11 protein-coding genes are annotated in these 13,856 nt (G+C 56.4%); 8 read left to right on the forward strand and 3 right to left on the reverse strand.

All coding sequences use genetic code 11. The features are described 5' to 3' along the window. Window positions 1-280: 280 nt before the first annotated feature. A complete protein-coding gene (locus ACR0EO_RS00005) occupies window positions 281-1,042 on the forward strand; it encodes an NAD kinase (protein ID WP_480686344.1) in 762 nt (253 codons plus the stop codon). Between the two features lie 260 nt (window positions 1,043-1,302). Here ACR0EO_RS00005 and ACR0EO_RS00010 read toward each other — a convergent pair whose 3' ends face one another. From ACR0EO_RS00010 to ACR0EO_RS00020, 3 genes are all read right to left on the reverse strand, one after another. Next, window positions 1,303-2,742, reverse strand: coding sequence for an amidase family protein (locus ACR0EO_RS00010; RefSeq protein WP_480686345.1), 1,440 nt, complete (start codon window positions 2,740-2,742; stop codon window positions 1,303-1,305). Window positions 2,743-2,835: 93 nt separating this feature from the next. Beyond that, window positions 2,836-4,725: a propionate-CoA ligase PrpE gene (gene prpE / locus ACR0EO_RS00015; RefSeq protein WP_480686346.1), complete on the reverse strand. Its 1,890-nt coding sequence runs from the start codon at window positions 4,723-4,725 to the stop codon at window positions 2,836-2,838. 276 nt (window positions 4,726-5,001) lie between these two features. Next, window positions 5,002-7,275, reverse strand: coding sequence for an NADP-dependent malic enzyme (locus tag ACR0EO_RS00020; protein WP_480686347.1), 2,274 nt, complete (start codon window positions 7,273-7,275; stop codon window positions 5,002-5,004). A 182-nt stretch (window positions 7,276-7,457) separates the two neighbouring features. Between ACR0EO_RS00020 and ACR0EO_RS00025 the strand changes: the two genes are divergently transcribed. From ACR0EO_RS00025 to upp, 7 genes are all read left to right on the forward strand, one after another. Then, complete coding sequence (locus ACR0EO_RS00025) at window positions 7,458-8,156, forward strand: hypothetical protein (protein ID WP_480686348.1); 699 nt, start codon at window positions 7,458-7,460, stop codon at window positions 8,154-8,156. Then, complete coding sequence (locus tag ACR0EO_RS00030) at window positions 8,125-9,240, forward strand: cupin domain-containing protein (protein ID WP_480686349.1); 1,116 nt, start codon at window positions 8,125-8,127, stop codon at window positions 9,238-9,240. Before ACR0EO_RS00025 ends, ACR0EO_RS00030 begins: the two co-directional genes overlap by 32 nt. A gap of 86 nt (window positions 9,241-9,326) precedes the next feature. Continuing rightward, window positions 9,327-9,719, forward strand: coding sequence for a cytidine deaminase (locus ACR0EO_RS00035; protein WP_480686350.1), 393 nt, complete (start codon window positions 9,327-9,329; stop codon window positions 9,717-9,719). 4 nt (window positions 9,720-9,723) lie between these two features. Then, complete coding sequence (locus ACR0EO_RS00040; protein ID WP_480686351.1) at window positions 9,724-11,031, forward strand: thymidine phosphorylase; 1,308 nt, start codon at window positions 9,724-9,726, stop codon at window positions 11,029-11,031. Beyond that, window positions 11,028-12,239: a phosphopentomutase gene (locus ACR0EO_RS00045; RefSeq protein WP_480686352.1), complete on the forward strand. Its 1,212-nt coding sequence runs from the start codon at window positions 11,028-11,030 to the stop codon at window positions 12,237-12,239. Before ACR0EO_RS00040 ends, ACR0EO_RS00045 begins: the two co-directional genes overlap by 4 nt. Further along, window positions 12,236-13,222: an adenosine deaminase gene (locus tag ACR0EO_RS00050; RefSeq protein WP_480686353.1), complete on the forward strand. Its 987-nt coding sequence runs from the start codon at window positions 12,236-12,238 to the stop codon at window positions 13,220-13,222. The genes ACR0EO_RS00045 and ACR0EO_RS00050 overlap by 4 nt, the downstream gene beginning before the upstream one ends. Beyond that, window positions 13,219-13,851 carry a uracil phosphoribosyltransferase gene (upp, locus tag ACR0EO_RS00055; protein ID WP_170443013.1) on the forward strand — a complete coding sequence of 211 codons (633 nt, stop codon included), beginning with the start codon at window positions 13,219-13,221 and terminating at the stop codon, window positions 13,849-13,851. Before ACR0EO_RS00050 ends, upp begins: the two co-directional genes overlap by 4 nt. Window positions 13,852-13,856: the final 5 nt, after the last annotated feature.

The raw sequence follows: 13,856 nt of genomic DNA on the forward strand, positions 1-13,856 counted from the left end.
CTCGATCTCATCGCGCTGGCGACCCAGCTCGGATGTAATCGAGCCAAAAAGCTCAGGATCACGATCCGAAAGGGACTGGGTGAAAAAACCGGTATCACGAAGATTGGCGTTCATGGGGGCTCCACATGGCTGGAATTATCTTGCGGATTTCCTATCGGAAACGGCACATATGCAAAAGCTTTAAAGCGACGATTTGGCCCGCTACGGCGTCAACTCTGGCCTATCGGGGAAAGGTATGGTTGTTTCGGAACCAAATGTGCAGCACTGGAAACCGGAACAAATGATCCAGAGAATCGCCTTTCTTGCGAGTGACGCAAAAGTCGCCCAAACGGCACGGGACGCATTGATCGCCCGTTACGGTAATTCGGCCCCTCGGGATGCAGACGTAGTGGTCGCATTGGGGGGCGATGGGTTCATGTTGCACACACTGCACAACATGCAACACTTGGATACACCCGTTTACGGCATGAACCGTGGAACCATCGGCTTTTTGATGAATGAATTCCACGAAGGCGACCTGATGCAGCGTCTGGCAGATGCCGAGGAAGAAGTGATCAACCCTCTTAGAATGCGGGCCATGGATCAGGCGGGTAAGGTTCATGAAGCATTGGCCATCAACGAAGTTTCACTCTTGCGGGCTGGACCTCAGGCGGCACGACTGAAGATCAGCGTCGATGGACGGGTTCGTATGGATGAGTTGGTTTGCGATGGGGCGTTGTTATCGACGCCGGCTGGATCGACGGCCTATAATTACTCGGCTCACGGACCGATCTTGCCAATCGGGTCTGACGTTTTGGCGCTTACAGCTATTGCAGCGTTCCGGCCGCGCCGATGGCGGGGGGCCTTGTTGCCCAAAATAGCCGAAGTGCGCTTTGATGTGCTGGATGCAGACAAGCGCCCGGTCATGGCAGATGCGGATTCGATTTCATTTCCAGATATCGACTGGGTTGAGATTCGGTCGGAGCCATCTATCGAACATCGCATTCTCTTTGACCCGGGGCACGGGCTGGAGGAGCGCCTGATCTCTGAGCAATTCACCTAAAACTAGGGATGAAGAATGTTTTTGAGACTTGTGTGAACCAGTTCACAGGAAAACAATTAACTTCCGGTTAATCTGAACTTACCCGGAGAATACGCCAAGGTGGGAGTGAGTGGCCACCAACCGGCGTTTTCGAATGATTGCGCAGTTTTCGCGCTGGCGAAGGTAGGTGGTGCTACGTTCGTTATCAAATTTCCGGGTTTATTTGAGTAAGCGGACCCCGGGCACAAAAACCCGGGGTCAATTTTTTTAAGAGGGCCACTCTAGATGGCCGTTTCCATTTTCTCCCACAAAGGCATGCACATCGGACCGACGCGCTCTTCGATCGCTGCGGCAGCGTCAACAGCCATGTCTTCGCGCCAGCGCCGTGCTGCGATTTGAATATTTATGGGTTGGGGCCCCCGCGGCAGATTCGCTAGACGAGCGGGAACACTGGCGGCAGGTAGGCCCAGAAAGTTCATTGAATAAGAATAGACCGCGCAGCCCAGAACTTCGTGAACACCTTCAGAGCCTTCCGTGTCGCGATCGGGTCCAAAGAATGGTTGGGGCAGAAAAGGGGACAGCACAAGAGGGTATTCTTCCATGAACAACGACCACTCACGCGCATAATGGGTTCGGCGTGCCAGCACCTGGATCAGATCGGTGCCTGTGATTGGAGGAAACTCTTGGAAGTAGACGTCAAAGATATCCCGGATCGTCTGGGAACCCGCGGCTTCGATATCGCTTTTCAGCAGTGTCAACACTTCGCCCATGAGCGCGCGATAGCCTGACCTGCCACATTCAAACACGTTGGGCGGGTCGAGCTGTTCCACAATGTAACCGGCATCGACCAGCGCATCTCGGGCTGTATCCAGCGCTTTTTCCACTTCGGGGTGAAGGTCATAGCCAAATGTATTCTTGGTGTAGGCTACCTTGATGGGGCTATCCAGGTCATCGCCACGCCACGGGAAAGGAACGTGAAAAGGATCGCGCGGATCAGCGGCAATCAGGCTGGGCATGGATAAATGCAAATCCGCTGCTGATCGCGTGATTAGCCCCTGAACGGACATGGATTGGGCAAGCATCCCGCGCTCATCCTTTTGGCTTGGGTTCCATGCTGGCACGCGACCGAGCCCGGGTTTCACCGTAACCGCCCCGTTGGCCGCAGCTGGAAAGCGCAGGCTGCCACCGATGTCGTTGCCGTGGGCCAGTGCTCCGACCCCTGCCATTACGGCGGCCCCGGCACCACCCGAGGAGCCGCCGGGCGAGATATGCCGCCCCCATGGGTTATGAGTCCGCCCATGCAGGTCATTATCTGTGTCTGCGCGAAAGGAAAATTCGGGCGTATTCGTTCTCCCGATCACTACCGCTCCGGCGTTCTGTAGATTCGCTACGACCGGTGCGTCATCGGGTGCGATGACGTCTTTGAGTGCAACAACACCGTTACTGGTCGCGTGCCCCTTTTGATCAACGTTGATTTTGATTGTGACAGGTACACCGTGCAGCGGCCCAGCAGGGGAGCCCGAAGCGACGGCCCGATCCAGATCGCGCGCCCTTTGCATGGCTTCGTCACTTAAGTCTTCTACGACTGCGTTCAGGTCTGGGTTGACCTGCCGCATGCGATCAATGGACGCTTGAACGGCCTGTTCAGCGCTAAGCTCGCCGCTGCGGGTCAGCTTTGTCAGGTCTGTGGCGTTCAGACGCCAAATTTCATCTGCTGTCATGGGGCCTCACTGTCTTACCGAGACAGTAGGGGCCTAGCTTCTGGTTGCAAGTGAAAGCGGGTGTTGGGCGACCAACGGCCGCCCAAGTCCAATTCACTGAGCGTAGCCGATGGACTTCAACGCAACAGTGATTTCGTCCAGAATGGCGGGATCGTCGATGGTTGCCGGCATTTTGTATTCTTGGCTATCCGCGATCGATACCATCGTTCCACGAAGGATCTTGCCCGAACGGGTTTTGGGCAAGCGATCAACAACAACAGCCAGTTTGAAAGCCGCAACGGGGCCGATCTTTTCGCGCACCAGTTTGACGACATCTTTGACGATATCGGCATGGTCCCGATCGCACCCGGCGTTCAGGCACAAGAAGCCAATAGGCATCTGACCCTTGAGTTGGTCCGTTACCCCAATAACGGCGCATTCGGCAACGTCCGGATGGGCGGCCAGAACTTCCTCCATGCCACCAGTCGACAAGCGGTGGCCCGCGACGTTGATCACGTCGTCGGTGCGCGCCATGATGTAGAGGTATCCGTCCTCGTCAATCATGCCTGCATCGCCGGTTTCGTAGTAACCAGGGAAGTGGTTTAGATACGAGCTTTTGAACCGCTCTTCCGCGTTCCAAAGCGTTGGCAAAGTGCCCGGAGGCAGCGGCAGTTTAACCGCAATGGCGCCCAGTTCACCGGGTTTCATCGGGTGACCGCCTTCATCTAGAATCTGCACGTCGTAACCCGGCATCGGCTTGGCAGGCGAGCCCAACTTGATCGGAAGTTCCTCTATCCCGAGGGGGTTGCCTGCGATGGTCCAGCCGGTTTCGGTCTGCCACCAGTGATCGACCACCGGAACTTTCAGAGCGTCTTGAGCCCATTCGATCGTGTCGGGGTCTGCACGCTCACCCGCAAGAAACAGGGCGCGCAGGTTCGACAGGTCGTATTTTGCCAGCATCTCGCCCTTTGGGTCTTCGCGTTTCACAGCCCGGATAGCTGTGGGGGCGGTGAAGAAGCTCTTGACCTTATGTTCGGAAATGACGCGCCAAAAGGTTCCTGCGTCCGGCGTCCCTACAGGCTTACCTTCGAAGACAATGGTGGTGTTTCCGTGGATCAATGGGGCGTAACAGATGTAGGAGTGTCCCACGACCCAACCCACATCAGACGCGGCCCAGAAAACGTCGCCGGGATCGACGTCATAGATGTTCTTCATCGTCCAGTTCAACGCGACCAAGTGGCCGGCAGTAGGACGAACAACGCCCTTGGGGGCGCCGGTAGTGCCAGAAGTATAGAGAATGTACGCCGGATCGTTGCCATCAACCGGCACACAGTCCGCTGGTTCAACGCCGTATTGGAAGCCGTGCCAGTTGAAATCACGCCCTTCGACGAGCTGCGCCACTTCCTGTTCGCGCTGGAAAATCACACAGAAATCCGGCTTGTGGCTGGCCATCTCGATGGCGCCGTCCAGCAGAGGTTTATAGTGAACAACACGGCCTGGTTCCATTCCGCAAGAAGCGGCAATGATCGCTTTGGGTTTTGCGTCGTCGATCCGCACAGCCAATTCGTTGCTTGCAAAGCCGCCGAATACTACCGAATGCACGGCACCCAATCGGGCGCAGGCCAACATCGCCTCAAGCGCTTCGGGGATCATTGGCATATAGATGATGACCCGATCACCTTTCTCGACACCCTTGGCCCGCAACGCCCCGGCCAGATTGGCCACACGGTTGCGAAGCTCGACATAGGAAATCTCGCGCTTGGTGTGCGTGATCGGGCTGTCGTAAATGATGGCCGTCTGCTCTCCGCGGCCGTTTTCCACGTGGCGATCAACAGCATTCCAGCAGGTGTTTACTCTGGCGTCCCGAAACCATTCGTAGAGAGGGGCGTTGTCATCGAACAGCGCCTTGCTTGGAGGTCGAACCCAATCAATCCCTTTTGCGGCTTCCATCCAGAATGCTTCCGGATCGGATTTCCAGCTTTCGTAAACGTCCTGATAAGCCACGTTGGTTTCTCCTCCTACAGTTCCTTGTGCTTTGTGTAAGGGGCGCAGGGGGCAGCGTACAAGCAAGGGACATGACGGGGCGTCATTTTATCGCAAAATCTTTGCAGAATTTGCCGAATTGCCCTGCAAAGTTTTGCAAACTCGTTTTTGCTCGCGATTTTGAGGTGTTCGATCCGCCGCTTTTGCAAAATTGCAAATTCAGTCGTGCAAAGAATCACCTGCGGGCAGGCTGAGGTCAGGCACTTTGAACGATGCCTGACCCAAATCAACGTTAGACTACCCGTAATGAGCGACCGGAGTCCCCGCAATCGCAGCCATGTTCAGCAGGCCGCGTGCTGTGATCGACGGGGTTACGATATGGGCCTTGTTGCCCATTCCCATCAAGATTGGCCCAACTTCCAGACCATCTGCCTTCATTTTTAGAATATTGCGCACGCCGCTCGCGGCATCTGCGTGAGCGAAGATCAGTACATTCGCTGGCCCAGTTAGGCGAGAGTTCGGGAAAATCCGAGAACGCAATTCGGGGTCCAGAGCCACATCGAGGTTCATCTCGCCCTCGTAAGTAAAGTCGCGTGGTTCGGAGTCCAGAATATCCAGCGCGGCCCGCAGACGTTTGCCTGATCCCTCCGCCTGGTTTCCGAACTGCGATTGCGAGCAAAAGGCGATTTTTGGTTCGACACCGAACCGTCGAACGTGACGAGCAGCACCGATCGTCGCTTCTGCCAGTTCTTCTGGGGTGGGCAATTGCCGAACGTGGGTATCAGCGATGAAGAGGGGCCCATCTTCAAGGATCATAAGTGAAAGGGCGCCGTGCGGACGCAGGTCGCCGTCATCCAACACCTGCTCAACATAATTCAGGTGCCAGCGGTATTCACCAAATGTACCGCAGATCATGCTGTCGGCTTCGCCTCTGTGCACCATGATCGCCGCAATCGCGGTTGAGTTGGTACGCATGATCGCTTTGGCAAGATCGGGTGTCACCCCACGGCGCTGCATGATTTCGTGATACGAGTTCCAATAGTCGTAGTAACGTGGATCGTTTTCCGGGTTCACGATTTGGAAGTCCTCACCAGGGCGTACCGTAAGCCCAAGACGTTCACAGCGTGCTTCAATAACGTCCGGACGACCAATCAGAATCGGTGTCTCCGTTGTTTCCTCCAGAATGGCCTGCGATGCGCGCAGCACACGCTCGTCTTCGCCCTCGGCAAAAACAATACGACGCGAGGCGGCAGCGGCGGCTTCGAAAACTGGGCGCATGATCAGGGCGGATTTGAATACCGTCTGGTTCAATCGCTCTTTGTAGGCTTCGATATCTTCGATCGGGCGTTTAGCCACACCGCTGGCCATTGCGGCCTCTGCAACAGACGAGGAGACAACGCCGACGAGGCGGGGATCAAAGGGTTTTGGGATCAGATAATCGGGCCCAAATGTCAGTTGTTCGCCTTTGTAGGCCGCGGCGGCCTCGGCGCTTGTGGTCGCGCGGGCCATTTCGGCAATACCATCCACGCAGGCGATCTGCATTTCGTCATTGATCTCAGTCGCGCCAACATCCAAAGCGCCTCGGAAGATGAACGGGAAACACAGAACGTTGTTGACCTGATTGGGAAAGTCGCTGCGTCCTGTGGCGATGATTGCGTCCGGTGCAACTTCGCGTGCGGCCTGAGGCAGGATTTCGGGCGTTGGATTGGCCAGTGCGAAAATGATCGGACGCTTGGCCATTTTCTCGACCATTTCTGGCTTGAGGACATTGGGACCGCTGAGTCCAAGGAACAGATCTGCGTCGCCAATCACATCATCCAATGTGCGGAGGTCCGTTTTCTGGGCGAACTGATCTTTGTGCGGGTTCATATCCTCTTCCCGGCCTTCGTAGACCAGACCGTGAATATCGCACAGCCAGATGTTTTCGCGTTTGACGCCCAGTTTAACCAGCATGCTCAGGCAAGCGATGCCAGCCGCGCCACCACCTGTCGAGACGACCTTGACGTCTTCGAACTTTTTCCCGGCGACGTGCAGCGCGTTTTTGGCTGCGGCACCTACAACGATCGCGGTGCCATGTTGATCGTCATGAAAAACAGGGATGTTCATCCGTTCGCGGCACAGCTTTTCGACGATGAAGCAATCGGGTGCCTTGATATCTTCTAGGTTGATCGCGCCAAAGGTGGGCTCCAGCGCGCAAACAATGTCGGCCAGCTTTTCGGGGTCGGGTTGGTCGACTTCGATGTCAAAGCAGTCGATACCAGCGAACTTCTTGAAAAGAACCGCCTTGCCCTCCATCACCGGCTTGGAGGCCAGTGCTCCGATGTTCCCAAGCCCCAAAACAGCCGTCCCGTTCGAGACGACCGCCACCAGGTTCCCGCGTGAGGTATAGCGTTCGGCGTTAGAGGCATCTGCTTTGATCTCAAGGCTCGCCTCTGCCACGCCGGGAGAGTAGGCGCGCGCCAGGTCACGGCCGTTGGCCATTGGCTTTGTCGCCTTGATCTCAAGTTTTCCGGGTTTTGGGTGGGCATGATAATCAAGCGCGGCCTGCCGCAGGCTGGGTGTGTCAGACATCGGCTTTTCAACTCCCTTCAAAATTTGATTTAGTGCTAAACTATTTTTCGCGGCTTGGCTACGCCACGTCATTTTGCAACAGTGTCGCAACCGCAACGGGCCTTTAGTTGAATTCTGCGGCAAATCGGCTAAGTTCGCCAACTTCAATTTCCTCGCAATCGTTATGAAGATGGAAAACCGGCATGAGCTCTAAGGGCCAGTTTCAGTCAGGGGATGCGACGCCCCTAGAAAAAAGGTCCTTTGGAACGGATCGGTTTGGCTTTCGCGTGGCCATAGTTTTGGCCGTTTTAATCCTGATCGTTACCGCGACTTGGCCGATGCAGGCCTCTGCTTTCAATCAGGAAGGCGGACCGCTTGAAACGATTTCGGCTGCAGCATTGTTGGTTGCTGGTGTTGTGGCGCTTTTTAAGTTTTCCGGTTTGAGCCGTCTTTATATCGGGCTTGTTTGCCTATTGTTGGCGGAAAGAGAGTTGGAGGCCGACGTTTATTCGGTGGAAAGCCTGCCTTACTCCATCCTGCACGGTTTGGACGTTATGCTCGACATGACGATCGTTCGGGTCGTTCTGGCAGTTTTGATTCTGGGCGGGGTCTTGTGGCACGGAGTGCCGAATGCTTGGCGTGCCCTCAAAGCAAGAGCGCCTTTCCTGTTGATTTTCTTCATCGCTGGAATGTCGGCATTTGTTGCGCAGGTTCTCGAAGAAATCAGCAGCGCATTCGGCGAAGAGATGACCGTTGTAATGGCCACACGTCTGTTTGTTGTGGAAGAAACGCTTGAGATGTTCTTTTCAATTGGCATTTTGGCTGCCGTTCTGATCGGATGGCCGAAATCTGGAAGTGAAGAGAACAAGAATGACCAACCCGCAAAACCAGACGCGCGCTGAAATCCGCCTGCCCACGCAGGAGTTGCGTGACGATATCCCGTTTTTCACCAAGGTTCTGGGGATGCGGATGGATATGATCTATCCGGCTGATGACCCTCGTGTCGCGGTATTTTCAGGGCACGGTCTTCGTCTTCGGGTAGAAAAAGACGCGCCCGAAGCGCCGGGAACGTTGCGGATTCTAACTGAAAGTCCAGATGAATTTGCAGGCGGTCGTCGCAGTCTCGTGGCCCCCAACGGCACACGTGTTGAGATCGACGAATTGAACCCACCTTTGGTGATGCCAGAGACCATGCATTCTTTCGTCGTGCGCAGGCTCAAGGATCAGGCCCCTTGGATCATCGGACGGGCCGGAATGCACTATCGTGATCTTGTGCCGAACAGGCTGGGCGGGTCGATTATCGCCAGCCATATCCGCATCCCTGACGGCGGGCCGGTGCCGGATATGGTGCATTTCCACAAGGTCGGGTTTCAGTTGATCTTTTGCATCCATGGCTGGGTGGACGTGGTCTACGAAGATCAGGGCGAAAAGATGCGACTGACGGCAGGTGATTGCTTTATTCAGCCACCAGAAATTCGCCACCGCGTTCTTGAAGCCTCAGATAATGTGCAGGTGATTGAGATCGGCGTTCCAGCCGAACACGTTACCGAGATTGATCACGATATGGAGCTGCCTACGCAACACTACCGCCCGGACCGTGAGTGGCAGGGCCAGAGGTTCGTGTTTAATCAGGCCAACGGCGCAGATTGGAAACCGTTCCGCCTGCCGGGATACATATGCCGCGATACGACGATTGCCGAAAACACCAACGGTGTCGCTGGAGTACAGGTCGCTCGCAAAGGGCAGGGTGAACCGGTTTGGGCCGCCCATGATACGGATATCCACTTTACCTTCGTCATGAATGGAGAGCTGACGCTGGAAGGCGACGGCCGAGATCCATACCGTCTTGAGCAGGGGGATGCCTTCGTCATTCCACCCGGTATGCGAACGCGGTTGTCCGATCCTTCCGAGGATGTCGAACTGCTGGAGGTTACACTGCCAGGTACGTTCAATACGACGCTGGACGAAGTGGATTTTGGCGCATGAATCTTAAACCCGGGGCTTCAACTCCCCGGGCGGTTTCATTTAGGGTATGTCTTTCTGACCAGATGATCAAAAATTGGGGAATCGCCATGACTTTGAAAGATGCAGCACTGTCTGTCCGGGAAAAAGCTTATGCTCCCTATTCAAACTTCAAGGTTGGCGCAGCGATCCGTTCGGCGTCGGGTGAGGTTTATTCCGGTTGTAACGTTGAAAACGTAGCCTACCCCGAGGGCACTTGCGCCGAGGCTGGTGCAATCGCCGCAATGGTTGCGGCAGGCGAACAAGCTCTGACAGAGGTCTATGTTGTCGCCTCCTCGCCCCAACCGGTGCCGCCCTGTGGTGGGTGTCGACAAAAGCTGGCCGAGTTTGGCAAGCGCGACGTTAAGGTAACCCTCGCCACTGTCGATGGTGCCGAATTCCAAACCACGATCGGTGATCTTCTTCCAGGAGCTTTCGACGCTTCGCATATGGAGGACGTCTGAGCACATGGACGCCCGCTCAATCATCGCAAAATTGCGCCGGGGCCAGGTGCCGACCGGTGAGGAACTGACTTGGTTCGCACAGGGGCTGGCTGACGGCGGTGTCAGTGATGCACAGGCTGGAGCCTTTGCCATGGCCGTTTGTATGGGTGGGCTGGGTGCTCAGGGTCGCGCCGATTTGACGGTGGCTATGCGCGACAGCGGAGACGTTCTGAAATGGAACTTCGACGGACCGGTAATCGATAAACACTCGACCGGAGGAGTAGGCGACAGTGTCAGTCTGGTGCTTGCCCCTGCTTTGGCCGAGCTGGGTGCGTATGTTCCTATGATCTCGGGGCGCGGTTTGGGTCATACCGGGGGCACGCTGGATAAACTTGAATCCATACCCGGCGTTAGCACTCAGATTGGACAAGAGCGTCTGACGCAGATTTTGCACGACACGGGGGCGGCGATTGTTGGCGCGACAGGGCAGATTGCACCGGCGGACAAGCGGCTTTATGCGATCCGGGATGTAACGGCGACGGTAGAAAGCCTGGACCTTATCACCGCATCGATCTTATCCAAGAAGCTGGCTGCAAGTCCCGAAGCTTTGGTGTTGGACGTCAAAGTCGGCAGCGGCGCCTTCATGAAGACGTTGGACGATGCGCGTAAACTGGCGCAGGCCCTGACCGAAACGGCCAACGCAGCAGGATGTCGGACGTCAGCAGTCATCACGGATATGCACCAACCTCTTGCCCCTTCATTGGGCAACGCGTTGGAGATTGCTGAGGTGATGAATGTTCTCACTAAAGCACACTATGCACCATTGGCAGAGATTTCCGCTGAGCTAGGCGGGGTGCTTCTGGCGGACGCGGGAGTGTTTGAAACCGCTGATGAGGGACGCGACAAGATCACGGATGTCATCCGCGATGGTCGTGCCGCTGAACGGTTCGGGCGCATGATGGCTTCAGTCGGGGGGCCATTGCACTTCGTTGATAACTGGTCCCGTTATTTGCCAGAAGCCAGTGTAATCCTTGAAGTGCCAGCCTCGACCAGCGGTTATGTGACCGCGATTGATGGTGAAGCATTGGGGTTGGCGGTTGTCGCTTTGGGTGGAGGACGGCAAGTAGAAGACGATGTGATCGATCCAGCCGTCGGTCTGTCTGATATTGTCCGACTGGGGGACAAGATTGAAAAAGGCGCTGCGCTGGCGGTGGTTCATGCCGCCCGTGAAGACGCCGCCCGGCAAGCTGCCGAAGCGGTCAGAAAGGCGATTACAATTGGTCCAGATGCAGGCCCGATGCCTGTGCTTGTTCACGAGAGGATCACACCGTGACTCGTGCCTTTCTTGTTGTGATGGATTCAGTCGGCATCGGCGGTGCGCCGGATGCGGATCGTTTCTTTAACGGCGAGACGCCTGATACTGGCGCCAACACTCTGGCCCACATTGCGCAGGCTTGTGCCGAAGGGCGCGCAGAAGAGGGCCGCTCGGGTCCGCTGCACTTGCCAAATCTGGACGCGCTTGGACTGGGGGCGGCTACGCGTCTCGCATCCAAGGCGGAAACACCGGGGCTGGAGGCCGATGCCACGGGCCTTTGGGGATGCGCGCGCGAGCATTCGCCCGGCAAGGATACACCGTCTGGACATTGGGAGCTGGCCGGATTGCCGGTGCCGTGGGATTGGCACTATTTTCCGGACACTTCGCCCTCCTTCCCTACGGATCTAAGTCGTGCGGCCGCGCAGGCTGCTGGCGCCGATGGAATTCTGGGTGATTGCCACGCCTCAGGCACTGCCATCATCGCCGAGTTGGGGGCCGAGCATATGCGGACGGGTTGGCCGATCTGCTACACCTCGGCCGACAGCGTTTTTCAGATCGCCGCACACGAGGAAAGCTTTGGCCTCGACCGTTTGCTGGACATGTGCAAGGCGTTGGCCCCTCGGCTGCATGAGATGAAAGTTGGCCGCGTCATAGCGCGTCCTTTCGTTGGTTCACCCGAAGAGGGCTTTACCCGCACGACAAACCGAAAAGATTTTGCGATCCTCCCACCTGCTCCGGTTTTGACCAACTGGGTGCAAGATGCAGGGCGACGCGTTCACGCTGTTGGAAAAATTGGCGATATCTTCTCAATGCAGGGCATCGACACGCTGCGCAAAGGCACGGACACTGAACTGATGTGTCACTTGTCCGACCTTGTTGATGAGGCTGAAGAGGGCAGTTTGACCTTCGCCAATTTCGTTGAATTCGACAGCCTTTATGGCCACCGGCGCGACATAAGTGGCTATGCTCGTGCGTTGGAGTGGTTCGATCACGAGATCGGAAAGGTTCTGCAAAAACTCCACCCCGGCGACCTGATGCTGCTAACTGCAGATCACGGTAATGACCCAAGCTGGATAGGCACAGACCACACACGCGAGCAGGTCCCGGTTCTGATTGCCGGACAAGGTACCGGTCAGATCGGTGCAGTTAACTTCGCCGACATTGCCGCCAGCATCGCACACCATCTGAAAATTCCGGCACACGGACCGGGGAAGAGCTTTCTATGACTGTCGCAGACCTGCCCAAAATTGAACTTCACCTGCACCACGAAGGCGCGGCCCCACCCGCGTTTATTCGCCAACTTGCCCACGAAAAGCGCATCGACCTGAGTGGGATATTCAAGCCCGACGGCAGCTATGACTTTCGTGATTTTGCGCATTTCCTCAGCGTATATGAGGCCGCCTGCGAAGTGCTGAAGTCGCCCGAGGACTTTCGCCGTCTGACACTGGCCATTCTCGAAGATAGCGCCGCGAACGGAGTAGTGTATTCGGAAACCTTCCTAAGCCCTGACTTCTGCGGTGGCGGAGATTTGCACGCTTGGCGCGATTATCTGACGGCTATTCAGGATGCCGCAGAAGAGGCGGAGCGCAAGTTTGATATCACCCTTCGTGGCGTTGTAACTTGTGTCCGCCATTTCGGGGCCGAACAGGCGAAACGCAGTGCGCATTGTGCGGCTGAGACCGCCGGAGACTGGATCACTGGTTTTGGCATGGGCGGGAACGAGTCCGTTGGCACGCAAGGTGACTACAAATGGGCCTTTGACTGCGCCCGTGAGGCCGGTCTTCGATTAACCACCCATGCTGGTGAATTCGGCGGCCCCGAAAGCGTTCGCGACGCGGTGCGCGACCTTGGAGTGGAACGTGTAGGGCACGGCGTACGCGCGATCGAGGATCCTGATCTGGTCCACGAGCTGGTTGATCGCGATGTGACGCTTGAAGTCTGCCCTGGTTCGAATGTGGTTTTGGGTTTGTTCCCTGATTTCGCGGCTCACCCGATTGCCAGGTTGCGCGACCACGGGGTCAACGTCACTGTATCTACCGATGACCCACCGTTTTTCCATACCACCATGCGGCGCGAATATGAGATGTTGAACCAAGCTTTTGGCTGGGAGGCAGAGGACTTTGCAGCCATGAATGAAACGGCCCTGAAGGCGGCCTTCTGTGATGATGATACCCGCGCGCGGGTCAAGAAAAGACTGGAGAAATCATGAGCGAACACCTGACCGTCGTTGACCACCCGCTGGTCCAGCACAAACTGACGCTCATGCGGGACAAGGGCACCTCGACCGCTGTTTTTCGGCAGCTGCTGCGCGAGATCACGCTGTTGCTGGCTTATGAAGTCACGCGTGAGCTAAAGCTGACCACCCGCCACATCGAGACGCCGATGGAAGAGATGGATGCCCCCATTCTTGCAGGCAAGAAACTGGCGCTGGTGTCGATCCTGCGGGCCGGCAACGGGATGCTGGACGGGGTGCTGGAACTGGTCCCCTCGGCGCGCGTCGGTTTTGTTGGGCTATATCGCGATGAAGAGACGTTGAAGCCTGTTCAGTATTACTTCAAGGCACCCGAAGGTCTGAAGGATCGTCTCGTTATTGCCGTCGACCCGATGCTGGCCACCGGTAACAGCTCGGCCGCTGCGATTGACCTGCTTAAAGAAGCGGGCGCAACCGATATCCGCTTCCTCTGCCTTCTGGCCGCGCCTGAAGGCGTTGCACGTATGAAAGAGGCGCATCCGGACGTTAAAATCGTAACCGCCTCTCTGGACCGAGAGTTGAACTCCAAGGGTTACATCATGCCTGGTCTCGGCGATGCCGGCGATCGGATGTTCGGAACCAAGTAACGCAG

It is taken from the genome of Ruegeria sp. BE9, from assembly GCF_056538765.1.

What these genes read in the sequence shown, in the direction of transcription:
- ACR0EO_RS00005 (WP_480686344.1), top strand. Translation starts at nt 281, where the DNA reads ATGATCCAGAGAATCGCCTTTCTTGCGAGTGACGCAAAAGTCGCCCAA.
- ACR0EO_RS00010 (WP_480686345.1), bottom strand. Translation starts at nt 2,742, where the DNA reads ATGACAGCAGATGAAATTTGGCGTCTGAACGCCACAGACCTGACAAAG.
- ACR0EO_RS00020 (WP_480686347.1), bottom strand. Translation starts at nt 7,275, where the DNA reads ATGTCTGACACACCCAGCCTGCGGCAGGCCGCGCTTGATTATCATGCC.
- ACR0EO_RS00025 (WP_480686348.1), top strand. Translation starts at nt 7,458, where the DNA reads ATGAGCTCTAAGGGCCAGTTTCAGTCAGGGGATGCGACGCCCCTAGAA.
- ACR0EO_RS00030 (WP_480686349.1), top strand. Translation starts at nt 8,125, where the DNA reads ATGACCAACCCGCAAAACCAGACGCGCGCTGAAATCCGCCTGCCCACG.
- ACR0EO_RS00035 (WP_480686350.1), top strand. Translation starts at nt 9,327, where the DNA reads ATGACTTTGAAAGATGCAGCACTGTCTGTCCGGGAAAAAGCTTATGCT.
- ACR0EO_RS00040 (WP_480686351.1), top strand. Translation starts at nt 9,724, where the DNA reads ATGGACGCCCGCTCAATCATCGCAAAATTGCGCCGGGGCCAGGTGCCG.
- ACR0EO_RS00050 (WP_480686353.1), top strand. Translation starts at nt 12,236, where the DNA reads ATGACTGTCGCAGACCTGCCCAAAATTGAACTTCACCTGCACCACGAA.
- upp (WP_170443013.1), top strand. Translation starts at nt 13,219, where the DNA reads ATGAGCGAACACCTGACCGTCGTTGACCACCCGCTGGTCCAGCACAAA.